This window comes from Pleomorphomonas sp. PLEO, assembly GCF_041320595.1.
Classification (GTDB): domain Bacteria; phylum Pseudomonadota; class Alphaproteobacteria; order Rhizobiales; family Pleomorphomonadaceae; genus Pleomorphomonas.
This window is the reverse complement of the sequence record NZ_CP166625.1, coordinates 2,344,592-2,371,359: the sequence shown is the minus strand read 5'-3', so window position 1 is coordinate 2,371,359 and position 26,768 is coordinate 2,344,592. Positions and strand designations below refer to the sequence as shown.

The 26,768-nt window shown below is 63.6% G+C and carries 23 protein-coding genes; 5 read left to right on the top strand and 18 right to left on the bottom strand.

Annotation, left to right across the window (positions count from 1 at the left end):
- Nucleotides 1–53: 53 nt before the first annotated feature.
- The 5 genes from AB6N07_RS11000 to AB6N07_RS10980 all read right to left on the bottom strand — a co-directional run bounded on the left by AB6N07_RS11000 (nt 54) and on the right by AB6N07_RS10980 (nt 6,101).
- A complete protein-coding gene (locus AB6N07_RS11000; protein WP_370677847.1) occupies nt 54–950 on the bottom strand; it encodes a DUF3313 domain-containing protein in 897 nt (298 codons plus the stop codon).
- Nucleotides 940–1,224, bottom strand: a complete 285-nt coding sequence (locus AB6N07_RS10995; protein WP_370677846.1) for a hypothetical protein — start codon at nt 1,222–1,224, stop codon at nt 940–942. Before AB6N07_RS10995 ends, AB6N07_RS11000 begins: the two co-directional genes overlap by 11 nt.
- 73 nt (nt 1,225–1,297) lie before the next feature.
- Nucleotides 1,298–4,414, bottom strand: coding sequence for an efflux RND transporter permease subunit (locus tag AB6N07_RS10990; RefSeq protein WP_370677845.1), 3,117 nt, complete (start codon nt 4,412–4,414; stop codon nt 1,298–1,300).
- Nucleotides 4,411–5,487, bottom strand: a complete 1,077-nt coding sequence (locus tag AB6N07_RS10985; RefSeq protein ID WP_370677844.1) for an efflux RND transporter periplasmic adaptor subunit — start codon at nt 5,485–5,487, stop codon at nt 4,411–4,413. The genes AB6N07_RS10990 and AB6N07_RS10985 overlap by 4 nt, the downstream gene beginning before the upstream one ends.
- Nucleotides 5,484–6,101: a TetR/AcrR family transcriptional regulator gene (locus AB6N07_RS10980; RefSeq protein ID WP_370677843.1), complete on the bottom strand. Its 618-nt coding sequence runs from the start codon at nt 6,099–6,101 to the stop codon at nt 5,484–5,486. The genes AB6N07_RS10985 and AB6N07_RS10980 overlap by 4 nt, the downstream gene beginning before the upstream one ends.
- 159 nt (nt 6,102–6,260) lie before the next feature.
- Here AB6N07_RS10980 and AB6N07_RS10975 point away from each other — a divergent pair, with 159 nt between their 5' ends.
- The gene (locus AB6N07_RS10975; protein WP_370677842.1) at nt 6,261–6,422 is read left to right on the top strand and encodes a hypothetical protein; all 162 of its coding nucleotides are present in this window, start codon (nt 6,261–6,263) and stop codon (nt 6,420–6,422) included.
- Here AB6N07_RS10975 and AB6N07_RS10970 read toward each other — a convergent pair.
- The 7 genes from AB6N07_RS10970 to AB6N07_RS10940 all read right to left on the bottom strand — a co-directional run bounded on the left by AB6N07_RS10970 (nt 6,411) and on the right by AB6N07_RS10940 (nt 13,385).
- Nucleotides 6,411–6,887, bottom strand: coding sequence for a GNAT family N-acetyltransferase (locus tag AB6N07_RS10970; RefSeq protein WP_370677841.1), 477 nt, complete (start codon nt 6,885–6,887; stop codon nt 6,411–6,413). The two genes, AB6N07_RS10975 and AB6N07_RS10970, sit on opposite strands and share 12 nt — an antisense overlap.
- 2 nt (nt 6,888–6,889) lie before the next feature.
- On the bottom strand, nt 6,890–7,726 hold the full coding sequence (locus tag AB6N07_RS10965; protein WP_370677840.1) for an ABC transporter ATP-binding protein: 837 nt from the start codon (nt 7,724–7,726) through the stop codon (nt 6,890–6,892).
- Nucleotides 7,726–8,553 (bottom strand): ABC transporter ATP-binding protein, encoded by an 828-nt coding sequence (locus AB6N07_RS10960; RefSeq protein ID WP_370677839.1) that lies wholly within the window; start codon nt 8,551–8,553, stop codon nt 7,726–7,728. The genes AB6N07_RS10965 and AB6N07_RS10960 overlap by 1 nt, the downstream gene beginning before the upstream one ends.
- Nucleotides 8,550–9,440 carry an ABC transporter permease gene (locus AB6N07_RS10955; protein WP_370677838.1) on the bottom strand — a complete coding sequence of 297 codons (891 nt, stop codon included), beginning with the start codon at nt 9,438–9,440 and terminating at the stop codon, nt 8,550–8,552. The genes AB6N07_RS10960 and AB6N07_RS10955 overlap by 4 nt, the downstream gene beginning before the upstream one ends.
- A 2-nt stretch (nt 9,441–9,442) precedes the next feature.
- Nucleotides 9,443–10,420, bottom strand: coding sequence for an ABC transporter permease (locus AB6N07_RS10950; RefSeq protein ID WP_370677837.1), 978 nt, complete (start codon nt 10,418–10,420; stop codon nt 9,443–9,445).
- A gap of 106 nt (nt 10,421–10,526) precedes the next feature.
- Complete coding sequence (locus AB6N07_RS10945; RefSeq protein WP_370678219.1) at nt 10,527–12,176, bottom strand: ABC transporter substrate-binding protein; 1,650 nt, start codon at nt 12,174–12,176, stop codon at nt 10,527–10,529.
- Between the two features lie 153 nt (nt 12,177–12,329).
- Complete coding sequence (locus AB6N07_RS10940) at nt 12,330–13,385, bottom strand: glycoside hydrolase family 3 N-terminal domain-containing protein (RefSeq protein ID WP_370677836.1); 1,056 nt, start codon at nt 13,383–13,385, stop codon at nt 12,330–12,332.
- A gap of 330 nt (nt 13,386–13,715) precedes the next feature.
- Between AB6N07_RS10940 and AB6N07_RS10935 the strand changes: the two genes are divergently transcribed.
- Nucleotides 13,716–14,597: a MurR/RpiR family transcriptional regulator gene (locus AB6N07_RS10935; RefSeq protein ID WP_370677835.1), complete on the top strand. Its 882-nt coding sequence runs from the start codon at nt 13,716–13,718 to the stop codon at nt 14,595–14,597.
- A 175-nt stretch (nt 14,598–14,772) separates the two neighbouring features.
- Here AB6N07_RS10935 and AB6N07_RS10930 read toward each other — a convergent pair whose 3' ends face one another.
- Nucleotides 14,773–15,930 (bottom strand): adenosylhomocysteinase, encoded by a 1,158-nt coding sequence (locus tag AB6N07_RS10930; protein WP_370677834.1) that lies wholly within the window; start codon nt 15,928–15,930, stop codon nt 14,773–14,775.
- A 171-nt stretch (nt 15,931–16,101) separates the two neighbouring features.
- On the opposite strand from AB6N07_RS10930, the gene AB6N07_RS10925 reads away from it, so the two are divergent.
- A complete protein-coding gene (locus tag AB6N07_RS10925) occupies nt 16,102–17,130 on the top strand; it encodes a LacI family DNA-binding transcriptional regulator (RefSeq protein ID WP_370677833.1) in 1,029 nt (342 codons plus the stop codon).
- A gap of 263 nt (nt 17,131–17,393) precedes the next feature.
- Nucleotides 17,394–18,521: a phosphatase PAP2 family protein gene (locus AB6N07_RS10920; protein WP_370677832.1), complete on the top strand. Its 1,128-nt coding sequence runs from the start codon at nt 17,394–17,396 to the stop codon at nt 18,519–18,521.
- Between the two features lie 422 nt (nt 18,522–18,943).
- On the opposite strand, the gene AB6N07_RS10915 is transcribed toward AB6N07_RS10920, so the two are convergent.
- A complete protein-coding gene (locus tag AB6N07_RS10915) occupies nt 18,944–20,278 on the bottom strand; it encodes a protoglobin domain-containing protein (protein ID WP_370677831.1) in 1,335 nt (444 codons plus the stop codon).
- 263 nt (nt 20,279–20,541) lie between these two features.
- On the opposite strand from AB6N07_RS10915, the gene AB6N07_RS10910 reads away from it, so the two are divergent.
- On the top strand, nt 20,542–21,039 hold the full coding sequence (locus tag AB6N07_RS10910) for a DUF2478 domain-containing protein (RefSeq protein ID WP_370677830.1): 498 nt from the start codon (nt 20,542–20,544) through the stop codon (nt 21,037–21,039).
- 14 nt (nt 21,040–21,053) lie between these two features.
- Here AB6N07_RS10910 and AB6N07_RS10905 read toward each other — a convergent pair whose 3' ends face one another.
- The 4 genes from AB6N07_RS10905 to AB6N07_RS10890 form a co-directional block, all read right to left on the bottom strand.
- Nucleotides 21,054–22,733, bottom strand: coding sequence for a methyl-accepting chemotaxis protein (locus tag AB6N07_RS10905; RefSeq protein WP_370677829.1), 1,680 nt, complete (start codon nt 22,731–22,733; stop codon nt 21,054–21,056).
- Nucleotides 22,734–23,009: 276 nt separating this feature from the next.
- Nucleotides 23,010–24,644: a methyl-accepting chemotaxis protein gene (locus tag AB6N07_RS10900; RefSeq protein WP_370677828.1), complete on the bottom strand. Its 1,635-nt coding sequence runs from the start codon at nt 24,642–24,644 to the stop codon at nt 23,010–23,012.
- A 137-nt stretch (nt 24,645–24,781) separates the two neighbouring features.
- Complete coding sequence (locus AB6N07_RS10895; protein WP_370677827.1) at nt 24,782–25,366, bottom strand: hypothetical protein; 585 nt, start codon at nt 25,364–25,366, stop codon at nt 24,782–24,784.
- Nucleotides 25,367–25,834: 468 nt separating this feature from the next.
- Nucleotides 25,835–26,731, bottom strand: a complete 897-nt coding sequence (locus tag AB6N07_RS10890) for an SDR family oxidoreductase (protein WP_370677826.1) — start codon at nt 26,729–26,731, stop codon at nt 25,835–25,837.
- Nucleotides 26,732–26,768 lie beyond the last annotated feature (37 nt).

Genomic DNA, 26,768 nt, shown 5'->3' with positions numbered 1-26,768 from the left:
GCCCGCCAAATTTCCGGATCGAAACCGCCGCGCTCACAGCGGCGGTTGCTCCGTCATGTCCCGCCGGAGGGCGATGCCCCCGCGTCGGTCCAGCTCGGCGGCACGCCGACTTCGTTGCCAATCGTCCCGATGAGTCCCGGGCTGCGGCCGAAAGCTTTGCAGGCGGCATATTTCGGGTCCTTGCCGAAGTAGGTGCCGATCTCCTGCATCGAAGGAAGGCTAGGCATCCCCTCAAACGGTGAGAGTCCGGTCACCAGCAGGGTGCCGAAGTCGCTGCCGAAAGCCCCGGCCAGAGTATAGGCGTCGCCGTTGTCGGCAACCGGGCCGGGATCGGTCAACGCATTGGCGCCCCGTGCCCAGACCATGCCGGCCAATTGCCTGCCCGTTGCATCCGTGGCCTCGGCTTCGAGAGACAGACTGCCCAAGCCAATGGGAATGCGGGGAATCGGAACCGGCACCTCGGGCAGCAGCACCATCGCCGCCACCGACGCGCCCTTGGAAAGGCCGGCGGTGACTTTGCCGGTCGGCGTCATATGGGTGATGGTGGCGTGAACGGTGACGTCCGCCGGCGCCGAGAGCGGGACGACCGTGAAGCGCTCGCTCAACCCCTCGCAAAGACTACGATCGACGGCATTGGCGACCAGTCCGCGCTGCTCGGCTGTAAACGGCGGCTCGCTATGGCTGGAAAAGGCCGTCGGCAGGATATTGACCGTCGTGGCGGCAAGGACGCGGGGCTTGTCGACGGAGATGAGCGACTTGGTCAGCAGCCCGTTTTCCTGTTTGAGATCGGCGTAGGATCGAAGATATCCCGCTTCGTCCAGCGTCGCGCTGGCGCACCCGGTCAGCAACAGGCCGGATGCCACCGCCAACATCGTCCGCCCGGCGATCCGCCCGCCCGGCAAATGCCGACCGGCTGACTTTTCCTGACGATCCGTTGCCTTATTCATCATGATCCATGCCCTCCGGGCGGGAAAGAGCGGGACGGAGGTCGTCTCCTGCTCTGGTCGGGGTCGATCGCATCGCAAGGCGCGCGGCTTGCCGCCGCTCACGGTGCGTCAGGAGGAAAGGAATGGCCGGCAGCAGCAACAGCGCCAACACGATGGCCGCCGTCAGCCCGCCAATCACAGCGAAGGGCATCGTCCCCCAGAAGATCTCAAGCGAGATCGGCAACAGGGCCAGGATGCCGGCCGAGGCGGTGAGCAAGATCGGCCAGCTCGCAGCCAACCGCCCTTCCTCACAATCTTTTGCCTCAGTCGCCTTCATGATGACTGCCTGATTGGCAACGGGCTGGGGGCACTCATGTCCTTTGGCCCTCGCCCGTTGCGTCGGCGGGCCTTGCCACCTTCGCCCGCCGCTGCTCGTAGCTCGTCAGGGCGAATAGAACCGCCGGCAGCAGCGTCAGCGTCAGCACGGTGGCCGCCGTCAAACCGCCGATCACAGCGAAGGCCATCGGGCCCCAGAAGGTTTCAAGCGAGATCGGCAGCATGCCGAGGATGGCGGCGAGAGCCGTCAGCAGAATGGGCCTGGAACGGTGGCGGGCAGCCCGTGTCACCGCCTCGCGAGCCTCGAGCCCGGCCGCCCGGTTGGTCTCAACTTCCTGGATCAGGATCACGGCGTTGCGGATGATCATGCCGGCCAACGCAATGACGCCGAGCTGGGCGACGAACCCCATGGCGCTGCCCGAGGGCAGCATGGCGCCAACCACGCCGATCAGGCCGAACGGCGCCATCAACAGGGCAATCGTCGTTCGCGTGAAGCTCCGGAGCTGCAGCATCAGCAGCGTGATCATGACGGCCAGCATCATCGGCACCACGGCGAGGATCGACTGGTTGCCCTTGTCCGCCTCCTCCACCGTGCCGCCCACTGCCACGTCATAGCCTTGCGGCAAGCCGGCGCGGAATTGCGCGATCGCCGGCCCCAGATCGCTCACCACGGTCGCCGCCTCGGCGCCGGCAACCGTATCGGCCTCAACGGTGATGATCGGCTCGCGCTGCCGCCGCCAGATGATGGGATCCTCGACGCCATAGGAGAGGGTCGCAATCTGCCGCAACGGGATGCTGCGGCCGTTGGCGCCGGTGATCTGCAGATTGGCGATGGTGCCGATATCGCGCCGGGCGTCCGGCGTAGCGCGCACCACCACCGGAACGAAGCGATCGCCGTCGCGCACTTCGGTCACCGTGGTGCCCGAGAAGATGACGGCCAGCGTGCTGGCGATATCCTGGGACGACAGCCCGACGGCACGGGCTTCCGTCTGGTTGACGGCAACCTGCACCGCCTTCTGCGGTTCGCCGGATGTCAGAGTGACGCCACGGCTGAGCGGACTCTTGGCCACGATGTTGGCAAGCTGCATCGCGTAATCGCGCACCTTGGCGATGTCCGGCCCGGTGACACGATACTTGACGGGCCAGCCGACCGGCGGCCCGAGTTCGAGCTGGCTGACGCGCGCCGTGATGTCGCGGAAATCGGCCTTGAACGCGGTCTCGAGCCTCGCCCTCAGCGCGTCTCTCTGCTCGGCGTCCTTGGCCACCACGACGATCTGCGAAATGTTGTCGTTATCGAGCAGCACATCCATCGGCAGATAGAAGCGGATGGCGCCCGAGCCGACGTAAGTGGAGAAATGGTCCACCTCGGGATCGCCGCGCAGCATCGCCTCGACGCGCCGGGTCGCCCGGTCGGTGGCCTCCAGCGAGGCGTTTTGCGGCAAGGTCAGATCGACCAGAAGTTCGGGCCGGTCGGAAAGCGGAAAGAACTGCTGCTGAAGCTTGGTCGCACCGTAGAGCGAGAGCCCCAGGAGAGCGATGGCGGCGATGCCCGTCGTCAGCCCATGATCGAGGAGCCTCTCGACGAGACGGCCGTAGAAGCGCCCGAGCCGCCCCTCGCCATGCCCGGCCCCATCGATCCGCTTCGGCAGCGCCCAGGTTCCGATCAGCGGCGAAAACACCACGGCGACAATCCAGGACGCCGTCAGCGAGATCAGCACCACCATGAACAGCGAGTAGCAATATTCGCCGGCGCTCGAAGCGGCAAAGCCGACCGGCAGGAAGCCGGCGATGGTCACCAGCGTGCCGGTCAGCATCGGGAAGGCCGTCGATTCATAGGCATAGCTGGCGGCGCGTGTTGGCTCCCAGCCAAGTTCGAGGCGCGACACCATCGCCTCGACGGTGATCATCGCATCGTCCACCAGAAGGCCGAGCGCGATGATCAGCGCCCCCAGCGAAATGCGCTGCAGGCCGATGCCGAAAAGCTGCATGCCGACGAAGGTCAGGGCCAGCACAAGAGGAATGGACAGCGTCACCACCAGGCCGGCGCGGGTGCCGAGCGACAGGAAGGACACGGCGAGAACGATGACGATCGCTTCGGCCAGCACCTTCACGAAGCCATTGACCGCCCCTTCCACCACCTTGGACTGGTCGGCCACCAGATGGACGTCGATGCCATAGGGCAGCTTCGCCTCGATGCTGGCCATGCGCGCCTTCAGGGCGGCGCCGAACTGGGTGATATTGCCGGTCGGCGCCATGGAAATGGCAAGGCCCAGCGCCTTCTCGCCGTTGCTGCGAAACAGCGGGGATGGCGGGTCGGTGGCAACGCGGGCGATGGTGGCAAGATCGGACAGCGGCACGAAACGGTCGCCGAGACGCAGCGTCACCGCCTTGAGACTTTCCTCCGAGGCAAAGGCGCCACTGACGCGCAGCGACACCTTCTCGTCGGGATAGCGGATGATGCCGGCCGGCGTCACGGCGTTCTGCGCGCTGAGCGCCGCCATGATCTTTTCCGGATCGAGCCCGTAAGCGGCGAGCTTGGCCGGTACGAAGGTGACATCGATCTGCTCCTCCTGGGCGCCGATCAGCTGCACCTTGCCGACATCCGGCGTCTCCAGGAGGGCCTTGCGGATCTCATTGACCCGGTCGCGAAGCTCGCGATCGGAAAAGCCCTCGGCGGTAAAGGCGTAGATGGTGCCGAAGGTGTCGCCGAACTCGTCGTCAAAGAACGGCCCGTTGATGCCGCTCGGCAGCGACGGCGCGAGATCGGCGACCTTCTTGCGCACCTGATACCAGATGTTGGCCACGTCGCCGGGCGGGGTTTCGTCGCGCAGGTTGACCATGACCACCGCCTCGCCGCCGCGCGTATAGCTGTCGAGGCGATCGAGCCAGGGCGTCTCCTCCAGCTTCTCCTCGATCTTGTCGGTGAGCAGATTGGCGGTGTCGGTGACCGTTGCGCCCGGCCAGGCCGCGGAGACAACCATGGTCTTGATGGTAAAGGGCGGATCCTCGTTGCGGCCGAGGTGGAGGTAGCTCCAGGCACCGGCGGCGAGCGTCATCAGCATCAGGAAGACGACGAGCGTCTGCTGCTGGAGCGCCCAGGCCGACAGGTTGAATCCGCCGCTGGCGCGCTCGGACGATTGCGGGTCGGTCATTGCGCGGCCCCCTCCAGCGAGACGATCTGGCCGGGTCTCAGCTTGCTGACACCGGCGATGACGACGCGCTCGCCGGCGTCGAGCCCTTTGGAAATCAAGACGTTGTCTTGACCGTAGCGGTCGACGGTCACCGGCTTCAGCGACAGGCGGCCGGTCGCCGTGTCGACCACGAACACCGCCGGTTTGCCGTCCACACCGCTGATGGAAGCTGCCGGAAGCTCGACCTCCGGAACCCCGGGCGCCACGATGGACCCGGTCACCGTGGCGCCGAGGTTCATCGCTTCGGGAGCATTCGGGAGGGCCACCTTGACCCGATAGGAACGCGTGGCGTCATCGGCCGATGGGCTGATCTCGCGCACCTTGCCCAGTGTCGACGCGGAGGCGTCGGCGAGCAGGGTGACGCGCACCGGCACATCGGCGGGGATCGTATTGATGACGCTTTCGGCCACGTCGAAGCTGGCGTCCTTGTCCGTGTCGGATGCGAGACGAACCACCATCTGCCCGGCACCGACCACCTGCCCGGCGTTGGCGCCGGTGGCGGTGACGACGCCCGATATCGTCGCCCGGAGATCGGCATAGCCAAGCTTGTTGCGCGCATTCGCCAGTGTCGCCGTCGCCGCGTCGCGCTTGGCAACCGCTCCCTTCCAGTCGGACTCGGCGGTCTCGACACTCACCTTGGCGACGATCTGGCGGTCGAACAGCCAGCGCTGACGATCAAGATTGCTTTGAGCGACAGTCGCGGCCGCGCTGGAACTGGCGACATCGGCCTCGGCCGTCTTCACCTCATTCAAGATATCGCTCGGGTCGATAGCCGCGATGAGATCGCCCGCCTTGATCCGAGCGCCAACATCGACGGCCCGACGCAGCAGCCGGCCGGACACCTGAAAGCCGAGATCCGTCTCAAGGCGCGGCGTCACCGTGCCCGTCTGCATCATCGTTTGGCGACCGTCGACGAACGCGACGGCAACCGTGCGCACCGGCCTTGAGCTTTCCGGACTGGCGGATTTTTCCTCGCACGCGGCGAGCAGCAGCAGGCCGAGCGGCAGGCTCCATACGAAAGCGGCTCGTCTCATTTGGAAGGTCCGGGTTGGGAAAGGCCGGCGAGCGTGGTTTGCGCCGCGAGATCGGCAAGGCCGGCGACATCTCCGAAATCCATCGGGTCGATGTTTTCCGCCAGCGTCAGTACGCCGTGAACGCTTGCCCAGAGGATTTGCGCGGCGATGTCGGGCGCCATCGGCTTCAGTGCCCCGGCATCGATGGCGGCAGCCACTTGATCGCGAAAGATGTGGAACGGTGCGAGGAGCGCTACGCTCCTGCCGAATTCACCGAGCTCGCCGTGGTCGTTCTCAAGGAACATGGTGCGAAAGCGCGGTCGATCTTGAAGGGCGAAGGCAACGTAGGCGCGGGCCATTTTCAGCAGGCATTCGCGCGGATCGGCAACGTCTCCGGCAATCTGCGACAGCTCCGACTGCAGCGCGCCAATCGACTCCGACCAGTACCCCACCAACAGTGCGTGCTTGGTCGGAAAGTAGCGATAGAGAGCGCCGGCGGTCAGCCCGACCTCCTTGGCGAGCTGCCGCATGGAGAAAGCGGCATAGCCACTCTCCGCCACCAACTTGGCCATCGCAGCCAGCAAACGGGCGCGTGTGGCATCGAGATCTTCATCGGACAAAGGGGGACGTGGCATGGGTGCCTCTTTCACTATACGCGTTCAATAAACGCGTTTACAAAAAGAGGCAAGAGGTCGCGATGGCCAATTTCGCGATGGTAAATAAAATGTGGCGGCGCCGTCCGCCGGCCTTGGGACGCCCTAGCCCCGCGGGATCTCCGCCAGCGAGGCGCTGCTTTGCTCGGCCTCCGACAGGTCGAGTTCGGCCTCGATTTCACTGAGATGATCGATCATCAGCGCCTTGGCGCGCACGGCGTCGCCGCTGCCGATGGCTTCGGTGATCAGCCGGTGGTGGTCGCCCGACAGACCACCGCCGGACTGATGGCGTTATGTCCCTGAGGTCAGCAGCCCGGCATAGAGCCCGGGCGCCGAGCCCTCGATCGGGATGGCACCAACGGCGCGACGATAGAAGGCCACCGGACCGGCACCGCCGATAACGGCATAGCCGTAGCCTTCGGCGCGCATGGCGAAAAGCGCCTTGAGCAGCAAAGCCTTCCCGATGCCCTGCCCACGCTCGCTATCCAGAACCCCGGTTGGACCGAAGAACCCGCGCGCGGTCGCGTCATGGCAGGCAAATCCGAGCAACTGTCGTCCCCGCACGGCGATCTGACAACCGACCGGCTGCCGGCAGATGGCGACTGTCGCCTCGCTGGCCCAGCCTTGGCCGAACTGCGCGACGATCCACTCCGTAACCAAGTGCAATTCCGGCGGCAGCGCCGGCCGCAGTGTGATGCCAGCGGCGGCGAGCCGTGCATCGAGGGCAGCGTCGGCGGTGAGGTCGTAGAGCTTGACCAGCAGATCCATGGTCAGGGGTGCCTCCTTGAAAGGTCCGAAGCGGTATCGAGGGCCGCGGGCCGGCTGCGGTCCGGATCCGGTACGGCGGCCAGCAGCGCACGGGTGTATTCATGGCGGGGATCGGCGACGATCGCGGCCGCCGGCCCTTCCTCCACCAACTCGCCCTTGTGCATCACGGCGATGCGGTCGGCGATGTGATGGGCCGTGGCGAGGTCGTGCGTGATATAAAGGAGCGCCACGTTTCGCTCGCGCTTCAGCCGCTGGAAGATGCCGAGCACATCGAGCCGCAGCGACACGTCGAGCATCGAGGTCGGTTCATCGGCGATCAACACTTCCGGCTCCGCCGCGAGGGCCCGCGCGATATTGACGCGCTGCCGCTGGCCGCCCGACAGCTGGTGGGGATAGCGCTGCATCATCTCAGCATCGAGCCCGACGTCGCCAAGCAGCTCGGCGACCCGCTCCCGCAGAGCGCCAGCGGATCGGCGTCCGTGATAGCGCAAGAGCGGTCGTGCCAGATGGTGATGGATGGTGTGGACGGGGTTGAGAACGGCGAAAGGGTCCTGAAACACAATCTGCACGGCGCGGGCGAACGTCCGCCGCGCTGCGAGACCGGAGGTGGCGTGCCAGTCCTTCCCCTTGAACAGCACTCGACCGCGCGTTGGGGCCTCAAGACCGGTCAGGAGGCGGGCGCAGGTGGTCTTGCCGCTGCCCGAACCACCGACCAGCGCCAGCGCCATTCCCGGCATGAGCGCCAGACTGACACCAGAGAGCGCCCGCACCGCGCGCGGCTCCCGGCCATAGACCTTGTCGACGCCATCCAGCGCGAGCAGGCTTGAGGTGATGGTCATCAGCGGCCTCCCGCCAAGAACGGGGGCTGACCAGACCGGGGCAAGCGCGGCAGCGACGCCCACAAGTTTTGGGTATAGGGGTGCTCCGGCGCACGGTGGATACGTTGCGCCGCCCCCTGTTCGACGATGCGTCCCTTCCGCATGACGGCGATCCGATCGCAATACTCAACCATCAGGCCGAGGTCGTGGGTGATGAACAGGATGGAAAAGCCGAAGCGGGCCCTGAGGTCGGCGATCTTGTCCAGGATCTCCCGCTGGACGATGACGTCGAGCGCGGTGGTCGGCTCGTCCATGATGACGAGGCGCGGATTGAGCGCCAACGCGATGGCGATGACGATGCGCTGGCGCATGCCGCCGGAGAACTGGTGCGGATAGTCCCGCAAACGGTCTGGCGCGATATCGACCAGCCGCAGCAGCTCGGCTGCCCTCTCGCGAGCGTCGGCCCGGCCGAGCCCGGCATGCGCGGCCAGCACGTCGCGGAACTGCGCCTCTATGGTGGTAACCGGATTGAGCGCGTTCATGGCGCTCTGGAACACCATGGAAATGCGCGACCAGCGGACACCGGCCATCTCCACGGGCGACAATTCGAGCAGATCGCGCCCCTCGAAGCGGATTTCACCGTCGGCGATCACCGCTGGTGCCTTGAGCAGCCGGCAGATGGAATAGGCGATGGTGCTCTTGCCACAGCCGGACTCGCCGGCCAGACCGAACACCTCGCCGGGAGCGATGTCGAAACTCACGTGGTCGACGACGGTGGTGTCCGTTTGTGGCCCGACATAGTCGACCGTCAGGTCACGGACGGCGAGCAGAGAGTCGGTGGCGTTCATGCGGCACCTCGTGCGCGCGCCAGGCGCGCCAGCCAACGGCGATGGACCACGCCGGTACGCAGGCGCGGATTGGAGATTTCATCGACGGCGAAATTGATCAGCGATAACCCGACACCGAGCAGGACCAACGCCGCCGACGGCGCCAACACCTCCCACCAGGCGCCAACGGCCATGGCGGCGGAATTCTGGGCGTTGTAGAGCATGGTGCCCCAGGACACCGCCTGCGGATTGCCCAGGCCGAGGAATTCCAGCGTCGCCTCGGTCATCACCGAATAAGTGATCGAGCCGATGAGATTGATGGCAACGATGGAGATCAGATTGGGCAGCAGTTCCACCAGCAGAATGCGCCAAGTGGGTTCGGCGCCAATCTCCGAGATGCGAATGAAGTCCTTTTCGCGCAAGGACATCACCTGAGCGCGTGTAACGCGCGCGCCCCAGGCCCAGGCGGTAGAGGCGATGATCAGCACGATCACGCCCGGCCCCACCGATCCGAGAAAAGCCGACAGAACCAGCAGCAGCGGCAGGTTGGGGATCACCAGCACCACATTGGTGGCGGTGTTGATGGCACCATCGACACGACCGCCGAAATAGCCGGCGACCAGACCGAGCAGCGTGCCGATCACAGTGATCAGCGTGCCGGCGGCGAACCCGACCGCGAGCGACGTGCGACTGCCGTAGACCAGCTGACTCCACACGTCCTGGCCCATGCGGGTGGTGCCGAGCAGATGGGCCAGCCCCGGCGCCTCGTGCGGATGACCAATGCGGCGCATGGGTTCGAAGGGGGCGAACACGGGCGCCGCCAGCGCCAGCAGGATCAGGACGGCGACGATGACGAGGCCGCACAGCGCCTTGCGGTTACGGACCAGGATCCGAAGCGAACCGTCCATGGTCAGGCCCTCCTCAGACGCGGATCGATCAGCACGTAGCTGAGGTCGGCGATGAAATTGGCGGCCAGCATGGCGGCGGTCATCACGATGAGCTGGCCTTGGATCAGGGGATAATCGCGGGCGAGGATCGCCACATAAAGCGTATTGCCGACGCCGGGGTAGTTGAACACAACCTCCGTCACCAGCGAGCCGGCGAACACTTGACCGATGGTAATGGCGAGATTGGTGACGGTCGGCAACAGCGCGTTGCGTAAGCCATAGCCGATCAAGATCTTGCGCTCGGACAGCCCCTTGGCCTCGGCCATCACCAGATAGTCGTCGCCGATCAGGTTGATGATGTTGTTGCGCATGTTGATGAGAAAGCCGCCGGTCAGCACGATCGACAACGCCGCCACCGGCATCACGGCGTGGGCGATCACGCTGCCGACAAAGGCGAATGACCAGGCCGGGTCGAGCGCCGTGTCATAGGCGTAGCCGGTCGGCAGAAGCCTCAGCGAGATGCCGAAACAGAACAGGATGAGCATCGCCAGCACGACCGCCGGAACGGCGTTGGCGATCACGCCCCAAGTGGTGGCGATCAGATCGAAAACGCCGTCGCGCCGCCAGGCGGCCCGGGCGCCGATCAGCGAGCCGATCAGAAAGCTCAAAAGCGTCGAGACCCCGACCAACAGCAGCGTCCAAACCAGAGCGTGGCCGAGAACGGTCGTGACCGGCGCCGGATAGAACTTGATGGACAGCCCGAGGTCGCCGGTGAGCACGCTTCTGAGATAGGCGAGATACTGCAGCGGCAGCGGGCCGTCGACGAAGCCGAAGGTCTTGCGCAAGGCGGCGATGTTGTCGGGCGACAGCCGGTCGCTTGAATGGGCGAACATCATCGCCACCGGGTCGCCCGGCATCAGGCGCGGCAGAAAGAAATTGACGGTGGCGGCAACCCAAAAGGCCATCAGGTAGTAGCCGAACCGCCGGAAGACGAAGGACATGGTGCCTCTCCTCGCAAGGATCCGCCGGGGCCAGAGGAACCCCGGCGGTCACGCGGGCCGAAAATTCCGGACGGGCGTGGGGGAGCCGCCCGGATACGGGCTCGGCTCACATTCCGGTCGGCTTCAACGCCAGCAACTGCAGCAGGCGATAATGCTCCGAATAGGACGAGGGATCGATCCAGGGGTTGTCCTTGTCGGCCCAGCCGGTGAAGTGGCGCGACGAATATTCGTACCAGATCGGGTTGTTGAACACCGGCAGGAACGGTAGCGCATCGGCGATCTTGGCCTGCAGCTGATGAACGATGTCATGCTGCTTGGCACTGTCGGCGGTCGCCTCATACGCCGCGAGCAACTGCTGCACTGCGTCGTCATGATACCGATGACCGGCGAAGCGGGTCTTGCCGATGCTCCCCTCGTTGAAGGCTTCGTAATAGGTGTAGAAGGGCGTCGCCCGGCTGTGCCAGGAATTGATCGCCATCTGGAAGCTGCCGTCGGCGATCTGGCTCTGCCAGACCGCGCTTTCTGGCGTCACCATCTTGGCGTCGATGCCGATGGCATTCATGCCCTCGACGGCGATTTGCACGGTGCTGACCCAGTCGGTCCAGCCGTTGGGGACGATGACGTCGAACTTGATCTTGCTACCATCGGGATTGTCGACGAAGCCGTCTCCATCCTTGTCCACGTAGCCAGCGTCGGCCAAAGCCTTCTTGGCCGCGTCGACATCATATGTCATCTCGGCCTTGTGCTTGTCGACGACGGCCTGATCCGTCCAGGTCGGGAAGGAAGCGCCGATGCCGCTCGCATCGGTGTTGGGCGTCGGATAGCCATAGGCGGCGACGTTGACCATGGCATCGCGGTCGAAAGCCATCGACACGGCACGGCGGAACTTTATGTCGTCGAAGGCTTTGCGGTTGCCGGGGTCGCTGCTTTCCAGGTTGAAGATGAAGCCGACCAGCGTGCCCGGCGGGAACCAATAATGGAAGTGATCGGGGTCGGCAGCGATATAGGTCTTTTGGATTTCGGGTATGAAGGCCGCGCCCCAGTCGAGATCGCCGCTGGCCAGAGCCGTCAGCATCTGGTCGTTGGTGCCGAGTTCGGGGAAACGCAGGCAGTCGACCTTGAGATTGGCGGCATCCCAGTAATGCGGGTTGCGGCATTGGTCGTAGGTCTGTTCGGTGAAGCGCGGGATTTCGGTCATCGGACCGCTGCCGACCGGGGTGTCGTTGGCGAAGGTCGCCGGATTGGCCACGTCCTTCCAGACGTGTTCTGGCACGATCGGCACGTCGTTGATCTTGGCGGCGGCGAGCGAACTCGGCGCCTTGAAAGTAAACTTGACCTGATCGGTCCCAACCGCCTCGACCGTGTCGAGCTTGGCCCAAATGCCGGTGGCGTCCAGCGCCGGCGTCTTCTTGATGAAGGCGTAGGTGAACAGAACGTCCTTGATGGTCAGGGGCTGGCCATCCGACCACAGGACGCCGTCGCGGAAGGTGAAGGTGACACTCTTGAGATCGTCTGACAGCGCATAGGCCGTGGCCAGCCGGTAAGTCACCTTGTCGTTCTGGTATTTGTTGAAGATCATCAAGGGCTCATAGATGAAGTCCAGCGTACTTTCGCGCGCCGTTCCCACCATGAACGGATTGAAATTGCGCACCCAACTGGTGGCATCCTCGATGTTGACGGTCAGCGGTCGGCTGTCGGCCAAGGCTCCACCGGCCAGAAGTGATAGAAAACTCGCGGCCAAGGCCGCTGTCTTGATCTGTTTCATAATGTCCCTCTCTGGTTATTATCGCCGACACTTGGTGGCCAGCGTTGTTCGCGGTCATGACACGCGCCGCTACCCGACGGCGCCGCGTCATCCCATGATTTCCGTCACTTGTGGCCGGAAGGTCCCTGCCCCCCGGACCAGCCTTCAAATGCCCGCGACATGGAAGATCGCTTCCACTTCCCGATGCAAACTGGTGTAGTCGACCTTGGTCTGGCCGCGCCGGGCGTCGGCCGCGGCCAGCCTGACGGTCGCCGCCTGCGTCAACGGCCGGGCCGCGGCGGCGGCCCTTTGCATCTCCGGCAACTCACCGTGGCAATGCAGGGCGATGTCGCAGCCGCCGTCCAGTACCTGGGTGACGCGCTCGTGCACTGGGCCTTGAAGCGAATTCATGAACACGCAATCGGATATCAGCACGCCGGCATATCCGAGCTGGCCGCGAATAACGTCGTTGATGATGGTCGGCGAGACCGAGGCCGGCAGGTCGGCGTCGAAGGCCGCGTAGACCACATGGGAAACCATCGCCCAGGGCGTATCGTTCAATCTGGCAAACGGGGCGAAATCGGTAGCTGTCAGCTCGGCGCCACTCGCGTTCACCACGGGTCGCATCTTGTGGCTGTCGCCAGTGGCGCGGCCGTGGCCGGGAATGTGCTTCATGATCGGCAGCACACCGACCTCCAGGAAGGCATCGATCACGACCCGGCCGAAGGCCGTGACAACCTCCGGATCGGGGCTAAAGGCGCGGGTGCCGATCACCGGGTCGGCATCGGGCATGCGCAGGTCGAGCACCGGCGAGCAGCCACTGTCCAGACCGACTTCGGCCATCATCTGGCCCATGGCCAGCGTCGATAGACGCATGGCCTGCAGCGCCACCTCCATGCCGGCCTTGTCGGCCAGCGCGCCGAATTCGGCGAACGGGCGAAACAGCGGCCAGGCGCCGGAGTCGAGGTGCGAAATCTTGCCGCCTTCCTGGTCGGTGAGAATGGGGGCGTCAGGCCTGCCAACCGCCTCGCGGAACCGGGCGCACAACTCGCGCGTCTGCTCGATGGTTCGCATGTTGCGGCGTGCCAGCAGCAGCCCGAGCGGATTGGCCTCGCGGAAGAAGGCAAACTCGTCGTCCGAAATTGCTGGCCTCTGAATGCCAAGCACCAGCGCTAGCGGCGGCCTGGATTCCGGTTGAGTGATGGCGGGCTGGCTTGTCACGACCTCGGCGCTCCTGTTCTCGACAACCTACGATGACCCGTTCGCGGACAGGTTATCCTGCCGACGTTCCGAAGCCCTCAAGGTGCGGGCCGATCAAATCTCGGAAAGTTTCATGTTTCTAAATTACATTTACCACAAAATTGGCGCCCTGCAAGCGACATTTCATGTTGCTTAATTACATTTGTGTTGAAAATCCTGACAAAGCTGGATTCTGCATATTGTTTAGGCTATCTGCGAAGCGTTCTGCCCTCGATCCAATATCGTCGAAATGCAGGAAAGTTTCATGCCGCTCCAGGGCGGCACTGGCCATTCCGAACCATGGAGCCGCGCGTGAGCGTTATCGTCGACATCGTCGCCCGGATCCGGGAGTTGGCGGAAACCGGCTCCCGTTCGGATCGCCGCATCGCCGCCGTGGTGCTGGCCGATCTCGACTGGGCAACCAACGCGCCGATCGCCGAGATTGCCGCCCGCGCCGACGTCAGCGAGCCGACCGTCACCCGCTTCTGCCGTACGCTCGGTTGCGACGGCATCCGCGCCTTCAAGCTGCTGCTGGCGCAGGCGCTTGCCGTGGGCGGCGCCTATCTGCGCGCGGACGCGCAGGAGCCGGCCCATAGCGACAGTTGGCTGGTTGAAAATGTTTGCGATGGCGCGGTCGAGGCGGTGCAGCGCCTGCGGACCACTCTCGATCCGGAAGCGCTCAAGCGCACCGGCAGTCTGATCGCCGGCGCCGGTCTGGTGCTGGCCTTTGGCTCGGGCGGCACCTCGTCGATGGCCGCCGTCGAACTGCAGAACCGGCTGTTCCGCCTGGGTCTGCACGCCGTCGCCCACGTGGACGGCGAGATGCAACGCATGACCGCCGCGTCCGGTAACAATCGGACAGTACTGGTGGTTTTCTCGATTTCCGGCGCGGTAAAATCGCAAAAGGACGCGGCCTGGATCACCCAGCAATACGGTGGCCGCGTGATCGCCGTCACCGCGACAGGCTCGGAACTGGCCGCGGGCTCGGATCTCGTCATTCCTTTCGCGGTGCAGGAGGACGGCGGCCTCTATCGCCCGTCGTCGTCGCGCTTCGCCATGCTGGCGGTGGTCGACATGCTGGCGATGGCGACCGCCGAGGCGATCGGGCCGTCGAGCCTCGAAACCCTGCGCCGGATCAAGCAGAATCTCAACGTCCTCAAAGTCGACGACCCGCGACTGCCGATCGGCGATTAACCGCGGCCGCCGCCGATCAGTCCATTCGGGTCGACAGTCCGAAGGTCCCGTCGTGAGGTCGCGCTCCGCAAAGCGGATGTTCGCCACGTCGCCGATGGTGAGGTCGATATCCTCCGACGACCTCGAAGCGCCCATCGCCGAGCCGGCGATGTCGGCCGCCTGTTCCTCGGCTAGCTTATTGGGCAGGGCCATAGCAATGGTCGAGATAGGCGTTGGCCACCCGCTCATCGATATCGCGCGGCACCGGGACGACGCAGCTCGTGGCATCGACGCGGCGCAGCGCCACCGCTTCAAGGCAGCGCGCCTGAAGGGCAAAGCCGAGGTCCATGGACTCGATGGAGTTGCCTAGGGGACGGGCGCCCGCCAGATTGAACATGTGTCCCTCGGCGATGATGTGGATGGTGCGGCCGTCCCTCAGCGTCAGGCTGGCGATGCCGTCGGAAAACACGTCCGTCGAGACGACCTCGGGGCTGCCGGTGATCGCGGCATTGTTGATCTCCGTCGGGAAATGACCGGCGTTGGCCAGGATGACGTTGCTCTTGAACAGCGGCAAGTCGCTGGCGCTCTGCACCTCGCCGCCACCGGTCACGGTGACGATGAAGTCGGCGCTGGCGATCGCCTCGTCCCGGGAGGGCGTGTCATAACCGTCGAGATGGGCTTGCAGCCGCTTGAGCGGATCCCGGTCGACGACGCTGACCTTGGCATGCGCGCCCTTGAAATTCTCCGCCACGCCGCGCCCGCAGGCGCCATAGCCAAACACGGTCACCCGTTGGCCATTGGTTACCCGGTTGGTGATGCGCATGTAGGACTCAAGAACGCTCTGGCCGACGGCGTGTTCGTTTTCCGCGAACTGCTTGATCGGGCTGTCGTTGATGACGAGGATCGGCAAGTTGAGCGAGGACCGCAGCGGCTCGAGGCGCGCCCTGCCCGATGTCGTCTCTTCCGTGCCGCCGAGAAGGTTGCCGTTCGGGTTTTGCCGCCACAGGTCGAACAGGTCGCCGCCGTTGTCGAGCAGAATGTCCGGCTTGCTCGCCAAAACTTCCTTGAGGAATCCCAGGTGCTTGATCGGGTCGCGCGTCGCTTCGCCGATGACGGTGATGCCGCGCTCGCGCAGATAGGCGACGGCGTCGGCCTGCGTCGTGTTGAGGTTGCCCGTCGCCACCAGCTTGGCGCCGCCCTCCTTAAGCGTAAGCAGGAGAGCCACGGTCTTCGGCTCAAGATGGATGCCGGTGCCGATGGTCATGCCGGCGAAGGGCTGTGTACCGCGAAATTCCTCGGCGATCTGCCGTAAAAGGCGGGTGTTCGAACCCACCCATTCGATCCTGGTTGCCATGGGTTTCCCTCCGAGTGTGCACTGGCGTTCGGTCCGATCCGATGCCGCCAAGGTTAGTCAAACGTATGACGCTAGTCAAACGTATGATGTGGCTGTTCACAAGCAGCCTATCCCTGCGCTATGTCTGCGAGACCGGGCATGGGAACAGGCGGCGGGCAAAGGGGACCTCATTTGGCCGGAAGCGACAAGACCAGCCCACTGGTGACCAGCCTCGACGTCGCCAGGGAAACCAACGTTTCGCAGTCGACGGTGTCCCTGGTCTTGAATGGCAAGGCCGAGGGCCGCGTGTCGCCGGCGACGCGCGAACTTGTTCGAGAGGCCGCCGCCCGTCTGGGCTACCGGCCGAACGTCTCGGCCCAGACGCTGCGCACGGGCGTTGGCAAAACGCTGGCCTTCGCCGTCCCTGATATCAAGCAGCCGTTTTTCGGTGAGGTGCTGGTCGCCGCCGAGATCGCAGCCCGCGAGCAAGGCTATTCGGTTCTCTTGGTCGACACGATGACCGATCCGCTGTGGAGCGAGCGCTTGGTCGGCATGATCCGTGGCCGGATGATTGCCGGATGCATCACCTACTCACCGGACGCGGAGGCGGAAGCAAGGTTTGTCGACGTGAGCGACCGCGTCGTCATGGTCGAGAGCGATACGCCCGCCCTGTCGGGTGTCGACCTGTCGATCGACGCGGCGATGAAATCGGTGGTCGGCCATCTTACCGACCTCGGGCATCGCAAGATCGGCCATTTTGCCGCCGAGTATCCAAAACTGACCTTCCGCAATCGCCGGGTGTCGTTCCTGGCGGAGCTCGAACGCGTCGGTATCAAAACCAATCCCCAATGGCACGTTGCCTCGACCTTCGACATCGACGCCGCCACCGAGGCGGCAAAGCGTCTGATCGAAACGGGCGTCACCGCCATTGCCTGCGACGACGATCTGCTTGCCGGAGCGGCCTACCGCGCGGCAAGGCAGCTTGGCCTATCCATTCCGAACGAGCTTTCAGTCGTCGGCTTCAATGATATCGAGTTCGCCCGCCTGCTCGCCCCAGAACTGACGACGGTCAATATTCCCGCCGACACGCTGGGGCGCGAGGCAACGCAGCGCCTTTTGAACAAGCTGGCCGGCAAAGCGGCGCCATCCAAGCGGACGGTGGTAAAGCTGCGCCTGATCGTCCGCCAGTCGACGGTGCGTCCGAGAACGACCGAATTCTAGATACTTTTTGGAAACTATTTCCTCTTAAAAATTGCACAACCTGCTATCGCTCGCCGAGGCTGTATAACCAAGCCCAACGCCAATTTGCCGCGTTACCGCATTCGCCTATCAGCCTCGATCACCAGATCGCCAAGTGAGCATCGCAAGTGCATTTGTCGGAGCGGATACTTTTCGCTCAGTTTTCAACGCCTTGAGCGACGGCGCTCTAGCTAGTTATTCATATCACCCTCCTGCGTATTCATTGCGTGAAGGGAAATTTTAAAATGCAGACGTTATTGAAACTTACGCAAAATGAAATTATAGGCGATCGACAAATATACTCAATGATCGCAATTTACATCCTATCCGCAAACATCATTCTGATTCCGGCCGGACATATATTTGAAAATCTTTTTATAGAATATACTATCAGCTTAGTGATACTCGATATAGTTACCTTACCGGCCATCATCATCGCCGGACTGCTGATACGATCCATATTGGCCGATCCACACCATCCAACGGATTGGCTCCGCTCCCGTATCGACAGAAGGCGTGCCGCGCGCATCTTGGCGGGCCTTGTGTTGCTTCTAGCCTTCGTCCCCTTCATGGCGACATTCACGGCGATGAAATCCTTCATCGGCCTCAGCGGATTCACGGCCGATGTCCCGCTCGCGGACCTCGATCGCTGGTTGCATCTAGGAGTTGATCCGGCGGTTTTCCTCCATCGCGTCTTTGACTATGGCGTCGTCTGGCGCTTTTTCGCGGCTATCTACGGACCCGGCTGGATGCTGTGGGTCGACGGCTTCGTCTTCTGGATGGCGGTGGCAGCCCCAACCCCGGACATCCGTAAGCGGTTCTTCATCGGCTACATTTTCGCCTGGGCGGTGCTCGGCAATGTCGTGGCATGGCTCGCCATCAGTGCCGGCCCGGCCTTCTTCGCACAAGTCACCGGTAACGCGGATCGCTTCGCATCGGTGCTGGCCGCCGTTGGCGCCCACACACTTCCAGACGGAAGCGGCATCCGCGACATACAAACCTATCTCTGGGACCTCTACGTTTCCCGATCGTCAGGCTTCGGCATGGGCATTTCGGCTTTTCCAAGCCTGCATGTAGCCATGGTGACGCTCTGCGCTTTGGTCGCCTTTGAGATCAGTCGGATCTTGGCCATTGTCGGTGTGATCATCGTGATCCTCATCGAAATGGGATCGGTGCTGTTCGGCTGGCATTATGCCATCGACGGTTATTTCTCAATCGCCGTCATGGCAGCGGTCTGGGGGATCCTTCGCCGTCCCTATCTGTTGGGTCGGCCTTCGATCGATCAGTCTCGCGCGGCTCTGCATCATCTTGCCGAGTACCCCGAGCCGGATCGTCGGCAGCCTCGCGGCGCGCCTGATACCAAGATGCATTGAAAATGCCTCTTGGTATTCTGCTTGTCGATTTCTCATGCCACTGATGCAAATGAGAAATCGACAATGGTTCAATGAGCGGATGCGTCAGCATCTTCGCAAATTGGTATGAGCTGCCTGATCCATGATCCCACTTCAATCAGGGACTGACGGACAAGCCTTCAGCGCCGACGACGTGCCGAAGATCTCGGATATTGCCGCTTTCTCGCATGCCGGCCAATGACAGAAAGCAAAAGGCCAGAGCCCTCATTGGCTTGCGGGTTCTGCCAGGTAAGCAGGTGCCGGCCATTGGCCGGTCCAACTCGATGGTAATCGGAAAGAAGCGCTCGTAGAGCGAATTGGGAGTTTGAGGCCCTGCTGACACAGGCGCCCCACTTGCTCCGAGACGGCATCAGCCGATGCCAATGCCGCGGGCGGTAGAACCGCTACTTCTGCGCCACCTTGGCCGTAAACGTGGCGACGCTCTGCCTCAGCACGCCCGCCTGTTCGACAAGCTCGTGCGAAATGGACGACACGCGCTCCGCCGAGCTGGTGGTCTTGTGGCCCGCGCTCACCAGTTCGCCGATCGCCGCGCCGATGACGTCCGAGGACTTGGAGACGCCCATCGCCGAGTTGGCGATATCGGCGGTAGCCGCCGACTGCTCCTCGACAGCGGCGGCGATGGCCGTGCCGATACGCGACACTTCCGCGATGGTGTCGGTGATGCCGGAGATGTCGTTGACCGATTGCTGCGTCGCCTGCTGGATGGCGGCGATCTGGCCGGTGATCTCCTCGGTGGCTTGCGCCGTCTGGGAGGCGAGCGACTTCACTTCGGACGCCACGACGGCAAATCCCCGCCCGGCTTCGCCGGCCCGCGCTGCCTCGATGGTGGCGTTGAGCGCCAGAAGATTGGTCTGGGCGGCGATGGAGGAGATCAGTTCCACCACCGAGCCGATCTTGTCGACGGCGTCGGAAAGTCCCTTCACCGAAGCGGCGGTCTGGCGAGCGCCTTCCACGGCCTTGGAGGAGACCGTCAGCGATACCTCGGCCTGACGGCCGATCTCGCCGATCGAGGCGTGCAGTTCCTCGGTGGCGGCGGCGGTGGTGGAAATAGCATTACCCGCGGCCTCCTGCGAGGTGCTAATGCTATCGCATCGAGAGGTCACCGCCGATGCCTGTTCCTCCAGCTCGCCGGAGCTGCTGCCGAGGTCGGATGTCATTTTGCCGAGCTTGCCGAGCAAGCAGTTGATCTGGGAATCGAAATCGCCGATCGCCTCCTGCACGCGCTGCTGCCGATCGGTGATCTGCTGGATCAGCGTCTCGCCGTAGACGGAGACGGCGATGTCCATGTCGAGCATCACGGCCTTGGTGACGGCGGAGATCATCCGTGCCGCCTTGGCGCCGGAGAAGCGGGCTCGCTGGCCCAGGATGGCCGAGATCTGCTCCAGCACATGATTGTAGCCGGAAATGTACCAGTGCGGCTCCAGCCCGATGCGGACGTGGGCGAGACCGACACGGTGCACGCTCTCGAAATAGTCGCGGTCAAAGCGCGCCGAGAACAGCCGCTTCCAGTGGTCGTATTGCGCCTTCTTGAGGTGATCGACCCGGCCGCGCACCAGGCCGGCCAGCTTCGGCTCCCGCTCCCAGCGCTGATAGAAGACGGAGAGAATGTCGCCCATCTTGGGATCGAGGATCGCCCAGGCAGCACGAAGTTCGGCGCTCGCCGCCTCATCGATCGAGTAGGCTTTCGTATGGCCCTGAAAGTCGTCCCACGCCGCCATTCGCCCCTCCGACATCCGTAACACAATTCATTTGAATCCTGACTCCGATCACTATCTATGCGGGTGGTTTACAAACCCTGAATTTGGCGCAGCCGCTTGTACACTTTTAGCCACATCCACAAGAAGACGACTGCAGGTTGTTTGCAGAAAAAGGGCGTTTCCTGCATGTTTTGACAGGAAGGGCAATTTTGACAGGGTTGGAAACCGGGGCTAGGCTGATCCAAGACCGACCAGCCACCGGATGTAGGGAGCTACACGCAGACATGGCAAAGATCGCCGCTATCCTCTACCCGCCCGGAACCGACATTGATGCGTTGCTGGCCGGTGTCGCGCGCGACCTCAGCGCCGCCGGCATCCGGGTCGGCGGCGTGGTTCAGACGCGCGATGTGGGGGGAGCCAAGGGCATGGCGGTCGTCGATCTCGGGGACGGCCAGATCAGGTCGATCGCCCAGAACCTCGGACCGCTCTCCACCTCCTGCAAGCTCGACACGGCGGCGATGGCTGAGATCGCCGGCGATCTCGAACGGCAGATCGACGCCGGCCTCGACCTTCTGATCCTGAGCCGCTTCGGCAAGACGGAGATCGATGGCGGCGGCTTCCGCTCGCTGTTCGGCCGGGCGATGCTGGCCGGCACGCCGCTGCTCACCGGCGTCCGCGACGAGCATGCCGCCGCCTGGGCGACATTCAGCGGCGGCCTCGGCGCCACCCTGCCGCCGGACAAAAACCGCGCCCTCGCCTGGGCGAAGGACGCGGCTGTCTGAGTTTTGGCTGCCCGTCAGGCGGCGTTCAGGTCGGCGATGAAGCTCTGCACCTGCTCGCGCAGCTTGGCCGACTCGCCGTTGAGGTTTTCCGACAGGCTCATCAGCTGCGTCGCGGCGGCGCCGGTCATCTCGGCGGCGGTGCCGACGCCGGCGATGTTCTGCGTCACATCGGTGGTTCCGCTGGCGGCGCGCTGCGTGTTGGCGGCAATCTCGCTGGTGGCCGTGCCCTGCTCTTCGACGGCGCCGGCGATCGCCTGGGACGTCGACTGTATCGTGCCGATCGTATCGACGATGCGCGAGATCGACTCCACCGCGACGCCGGTTGCCGACTGGATCTCGCCGATCTTGCTGCCGATCTCGCTGGTGGCCTTGGCCGTCTGGTCGGCGAGCTGCTTCACCTCGGCGGCGACGACGGCAAAGCCCTTGCCCGCCTCGCCGGCCCGCGCCGCCTCGATGGTGGCGTTCAGCGCCAGAAGGTTGGTCTGCGCCGCGATGTTGGAGATCAGCACGACCACCTCGCCGATCTGCTGCGCCGAAGACGACAGCGACTGGATATTGATGGCCGACGTTTCCGCCTCGTGCGCCGCCTCGCGGGCAATCCGGGACGAATGCTCCACCTGCTTGGCGATTTCCTGGATGGAGGCCGACAGTTCCTCGGTGCCGGCCGCCGCGGTCTGAACGTTGGCGGACGCTTCCTCCGCTGCCCCGGCCACCGATTGAGCCTGGCGGGAGGTTTCCTCGGCGGTCGCCGACAGGTTCTTGGCGGAATCGGCCACCTCGGTGGACGAGCGCGCAAAGGCTTCCGACAGGTGGCTCATGTCGGCGACGAACCGGTCGATGACGGTGGCGCGGCGTTCGACGGTCCGCCGGTCGCTGATGTCGCGCTGCTTCTGTGCTTCCTCGAGGCGGCGGCCGTCGGCCAGCTTGTCGCGCATGTAGACGACGCTCTTGGCAATCGCGCCGATCTCGTCCTGGCGCTCCGACATGGCAACCTGGACATCCAGATCACCATCCGCCAACCGGCGCACATCGACGGACAGTTCCCCCAGCGGCCGGGTGATCGAGCGGATGAAGAACAGGCCGACGCCACACAGGACCATGACCAGAACCAGGATGCCGCCGCCGATCGACACCAGCCGGTCGTAGAACGCGTTGTCGATGTCATCGACATAGACACCGGAAGCCACCACCCAGTTCCAAGGGGTAAACGGCGCATCATAAGTGATCTTCTCGTAGGGCGTCTTGTCGTTGCCCGGCTTGGGATAGAAATAGCTGGTGAAGCCGCCGCCCGCCTTGGCCTTGTCGATTTGATCGCGGATGAAGGCAAAGCCATTGGCATCCACCTCATTCATCCGCTGTTGGCCCTCAAGCTCGGGCTTTGTGCCGTGCAGCTCCGTCACGCCATTGTAGTTGTAAATGAAGAGGTAGCTGTTGCCGGCATAGCGCAGGGTATGCACGAGATCGGCCACGCGCTGCTTGGCTACATCCTCGGTGATCGCCCCCTTTTGGGTTGCGTCATAAAACCCCTGGATCTGGGATACTGCGCCCTCAACGACCTGCTGGATCGCTTGCTTGCGCTCGGCAAGCATAGAGGCGCGGAGATCGATAAAACAGATAACCGCAACCAAGACGAGTCCGAGTGAAAACGATACGATTTGAAGCGTTATCTTGGCCTTGATCGTCAATGAACGCATGCTCACTCCTCCGAGGACTTCGCTCCCTGACATCAGATCAGGTCGTGGTCCATTCCCCTTATCGAAGGAATTTAATGCACGTGTTACTTATCAACTCGTAAATAGCCGCTGTTAACATGTGAATTTTCTCTAGGCGTCCTCCACGCGCGGCAAATTCAGGATCGGAATGACGGGCGGTTCCAGCATTTGCCCCGCCCGATACCACCCTCAAACGAAAACCGCGCCCCTCACGTTAGGGAGGGACGCGGCCTTGAAGAGAGTCCTTGCGAGCCAGCCTCAGGCGGCGGCCGAGTTGGTGAGGTACTCCTCGACGATGTCGCCGAATTCGCGGATGCCCTGCCCCACCGTGTGGGCGGTGGCGTTGACCCGGTTGGCAACCGTGACTGTTTCCGCCGAGGCAGCTTCCACGGTCTCCACTTCGCCGGCCACCATCTTGGTCCCTTCGGCGGCGGTGGCGATCGACTGGCTGATTTCGCCGGTCGCCACGGCCTGCTGAGCCACGGCGGCGTCGATGGCATCGGCGAGCGCTTTCACCGAACCGATTTTGACCGTAATGCCCTGGATCGCTTCGACGGCCGTGCGTGTGCTGCTCTGGATCTGCGCCACCTGGGAAGCGATGTCGTCGGTCGCCTTTGCGGTCTGCCCGGCGAGGTCCTTGACCTCGGAGGCCACCACCGCGAAGCCCCTGCCGGCCTCGCCGGCGCGGGCGGCCTCGATGGTGGCGTTGAGCGCCAGCAGGTTGGTCTGCGCGGCAATGCCCCGGATCAGGTCGACGACGGCGCCGATACGATCGGCGGCCTCGCTGAGCGCGGCGATCTGCCCCGAGGAGGAGGCCGCTTCGGCATCGACCTCGGCGACGGCCTCAGTCGACTTGCGGATCTGATCGCCGATTTCCTGGATGGAGCTCGAGAGCCCCTCGGCCGCCTCGGCGACGGTGCGTACGTTCGACGACGCCGAGTTCGACGTCTCGCGCATCGCCTCGGCCCGGCGCCGGGTATCGCTTGACGTCGTCGACAACCCTTCCGCCGTCGCCTTCAGCGCGGTCATCTGCTGATCGACCGTACCCTGCATGCGGGTTGCTGCGTCATGGAACGCCTGCGACAGATCTCTCAATCGCTGGTCGCGGCTGCGATGCTGCTCGACACTCCGCCGCTGCTCGTCTTCGAGGCGCATCCGGTCCTGCACGCCGAGGCGCAACACCTCGACGGCGGCGGCAATCTCGCCGATTTCATCGGCCCGCCCACGGTAGGGAACTTCGAGATCCGAACGGCCACTCGCCAGCAAACCGATACTTTGCTTGAGCAAACCGAGGGGACGCGTGATCACCCGCCCCATGAAAATCAGGACGATGACGATCATCGCGACGGCGCCACCCAACAGCGACAGCGCAACCCGGATCGTCAGCGCATTGATATAGGCCGACAGAGTATCTGTGCGCCAGGCGACGACCAGATGCCCCAGCGGGCTGCCGGCCTTGTCCTTGCCAACCGGCGCAACGATCAGCACGGCGCCACTCACCACGCGAGATGACCTGTCGTTGGGGCTGGCCTTGATCATCTCGTCAGCCTGGGCGTCGAACGTGGCGGTGTCGGCATTGCCCGCGAAATCGGAAATCGCCGAGCCGTCAGCCGCCAGCACGCGCACGCGCAGCAGCGGTGGCGTCGGCTCTTGGATGAACTCGGCATAGGCCTGGGAAACGACGTCCTTCTTCTTCCATTTGACGCCACCTTCCGCCGCCGCCGCGATCAAGTCGGTCATCTGGAGGCGGGCGTCGGTGAACTCCTCGCCCATGATTGTGGTGGTGCTACGCAGCGACACCAGGGCCGTCGCGAGGATCACCAGCAGGATCACCGCCGTCAGGATGGCAGCAATCTTGGCCTTCAGCGAGAAATTGGAAAAAGTCCGCGGCATGATGGATTTCTTCTCCGCAACAGGGAGCGCGCCCCGCTGGCTCGGGGCGCATTCTTCTGGCTCGCACCGGCGGCGCAATCACGCGAGCGACTGCGCCTTGCCGATGCGGAGGCCTTTTCGGCCAACCAAGCGCTGGGTCAGAGACCGTCGACGTTCAGCCCGACGGTGATCGCGCCGATCGCCACGCCGGTCTTCGGGTCGGAGATGGTGGCGCTTACCTGCGTCTGCAGCTGCTGCGTCGACTCGTCCTTCTCGACGGCGTCGACGAAAATGGTGCCCGGACCGACCTGGAAGGACTTCTGCCATTTAGCTTCGTCGCCCTGCCAATAGTCCGACGTCGGATCGCTCTGTCCGACATTGAGCCCCTTGTTGTCGGTGATGAACAGCTCGGTGATCGCCCCACTCGACTTCTCCTCCTGCTCCTTCAGGAACTTGGAGAGGGGAGACGACAGCGCCTCGTTGATCATCGGCTTGTCGGCGGCATCAACCTCGGCCCGCCATTTCTTGTCGAGCGCATCGACATCGGCCTGCTGCAATCCGGCATACTTGGCGTTCTGCGCGTTGATCGCGTCGACCACCAGAGGATCGGACAGGAATGGAACCACATGCTGTTCCACGTAGGCCCGGGCGGCGGCGGCATAGTCGTCCCCCGCGAGGGCCTGATTCACCCCCGCCGAGGAGCATACAAGAAGACCAAGAGCTATATATCGGCCAATCGTCATGGCACCCTCCAAACAATTACCAGCAATCAATTCCACAACCCCGGTTACTGACGCGCTAACTTTTCTGACGAACGACGAAAAATACATCAGATCGGAAAGCATAATCTGAGATAATTAAACATATATATTTGACATCGATATTTTTAACTAGAGCATGCAAGAGCATAGACTAAGGATCTAGTCATTTTCGACAGGTGATCTGCGGAACGAGTGCCATGCCACGGCCCTCCGCGCAAAATCCGTGGACGTTTCATTGGCGCGCCGCCGACTTTGGCAGCCGCGCAAAACGATCGCCGGCGCAAATATCGGCGCCGCCCCAGTGGGAGGCCGCCGCTCTCAGGCAACGACTCCCGCCGAATACTCCCAATTCGCGAAGATGCTGACGCATCCGCTCATTGACGTCAGTGCCGATTTCTCATTTGCATCAGGGACATGAGAAATCGGCAAGCAGAATGCGAAGAGGCATTTTCAATGCGTCTTGGTATAATCCATCGCTTCGAGGTCCTCGATCAGACCGGGGCCGGCCGGCGTCCACCCCAGCCGCTGGCGGGTCAATTCGCTCGAAGCCGGCATGTCGAGGCCGGCAAAAAGAGCAAACCAGCCGAAATAGCCCGGCGCCTCATCGGGTGAGAGCGACTTGACCGGCACGCCAAGGCCGGCGCCAACCACTTCGGCCACTTGCCGCGCCGAGATGCCCTCCTCCGCCACGGCATGATAGCGCTCGCCGCGCCGGCCCTTGTCGAGCACCAGGGCGTAGAGCTTGGCGACGTCGCCAACATGCGCCGCCGACCAACGGTTGAGGCCTTCGCCGAGATAGGCGGCAAAGCCTCTTTCGCGGACAATGCCGATGAACGGCGTGATCAGCCCCTGCTTGGTCGTGTCGTGGACCTGGGGAAGACGAACGACGCGCACATCCACGCCGCTCTCAAGCGCGGCGTTGCCGGCCTGTTCGGAGGCGATGCGAGGATTGGCATGGGTGAGGTTGAACACCGTCTCGACAGCCGGCGCCCCATGCTCGCGCTCGCCCATGCCGACGCCCGACGTGATGATCAGCGGCCGATCCGAACCCTTGAGCTCATCGCCCAGCGCCCCGATCACCCGCCGATCCTTCTCGCAATTGTCCACGAACCGGCTGAAATCATGGTCGAACGCCGTATGGATCACCGCGTCCGCCTGGGCCGCGCCGGCCCGAATGCTGGCGACATCCTCCAGCTCGCCGCGATGAACCGCGACACCCGCCGCCGCCAGCGCCTCGGCGCCCTTGTCGGACCGGGTCATGCCCAGAACCTCATGCCCGGCGGCCAGAAGTTCCGAGATAACATGCGAGCCAATAAAGCCCGTCGCGCCTGTCAGAAATACACGCATGGCAGCACTCTCCACTGTTGTGATGCGGAGAGAGTAC

Excerpts from the sequence above, each read along its gene's own strand:
- AB6N07_RS10970 (WP_370677841.1), bottom strand. The coding sequence starts at position 6,887 with ATGGATCTGCTGGTCAAGCTCTACGACCTCACCGCCGACGCTGCCCTC.
- AB6N07_RS10960 (WP_370677839.1), bottom strand. The coding sequence starts at position 8,553 with ATGAACGCCACCGACTCTCTGCTCGCCGTCCGTGACCTGACGGTCGAC.
- AB6N07_RS10980 (WP_370677843.1), bottom strand. The coding sequence starts at position 6,101 with ATGCCACGTCCCCCTTTGTCCGATGAAGATCTCGATGCCACACGCGCC.
- AB6N07_RS10895 (WP_370677827.1), bottom strand. The coding sequence starts at position 25,366 with ATGACGATTGGCCGATATATAGCTCTTGGTCTTCTTGTATGCTCCTCG.
- AB6N07_RS11000 (WP_370677847.1), bottom strand. The coding sequence starts at position 950 with ATGATGAATAAGGCAACGGATCGTCAGGAAAAGTCAGCCGGTCGGCAT.
- AB6N07_RS10955 (WP_370677838.1), bottom strand. The coding sequence starts at position 9,440 with ATGGACGGTTCGCTTCGGATCCTGGTCCGTAACCGCAAGGCGCTGTGC.
- AB6N07_RS10930 (WP_370677834.1), bottom strand. The coding sequence starts at position 15,930 with ATGGCAACCAGGATCGAATGGGTGGGTTCGAACACCCGCCTTTTACGG.
- AB6N07_RS10985 (WP_370677844.1), bottom strand. The coding sequence starts at position 5,487 with ATGAGACGAGCCGCTTTCGTATGGAGCCTGCCGCTCGGCCTGCTGCTG.
- AB6N07_RS10910 (WP_370677830.1), top strand. The coding sequence starts at position 20,542 with ATGGCAAAGATCGCCGCTATCCTCTACCCGCCCGGAACCGACATTGAT.
- AB6N07_RS10900 (WP_370677828.1), bottom strand. The coding sequence starts at position 24,644 with ATGCCGCGGACTTTTTCCAATTTCTCGCTGAAGGCCAAGATTGCTGCC.
- AB6N07_RS10920 (WP_370677832.1), top strand. The coding sequence starts at position 17,394 with ATGCAGACGTTATTGAAACTTACGCAAAATGAAATTATAGGCGATCGA.
- AB6N07_RS10965 (WP_370677840.1), bottom strand. The coding sequence starts at position 7,726 with ATGACCATCACCTCAAGCCTGCTCGCGCTGGATGGCGTCGACAAGGTC.
- AB6N07_RS10905 (WP_370677829.1), bottom strand. The coding sequence starts at position 22,733 with ATGCGTTCATTGACGATCAAGGCCAAGATAACGCTTCAAATCGTATCG.
- AB6N07_RS10950 (WP_370677837.1), bottom strand. The coding sequence starts at position 10,420 with ATGTCCTTCGTCTTCCGGCGGTTCGGCTACTACCTGATGGCCTTTTGG.
- AB6N07_RS10890 (WP_370677826.1), bottom strand. The coding sequence starts at position 26,731 with ATGCGTGTATTTCTGACAGGCGCGACGGGCTTTATTGGCTCGCATGTT.
- AB6N07_RS10915 (WP_370677831.1), bottom strand. The coding sequence starts at position 20,278 with ATGGCGGCGTGGGACGACTTTCAGGGCCATACGAAAGCCTACTCGATC.
- AB6N07_RS10990 (WP_370677845.1), bottom strand. The coding sequence starts at position 4,414 with ATGACCGACCCGCAATCGTCCGAGCGCGCCAGCGGCGGATTCAACCTG.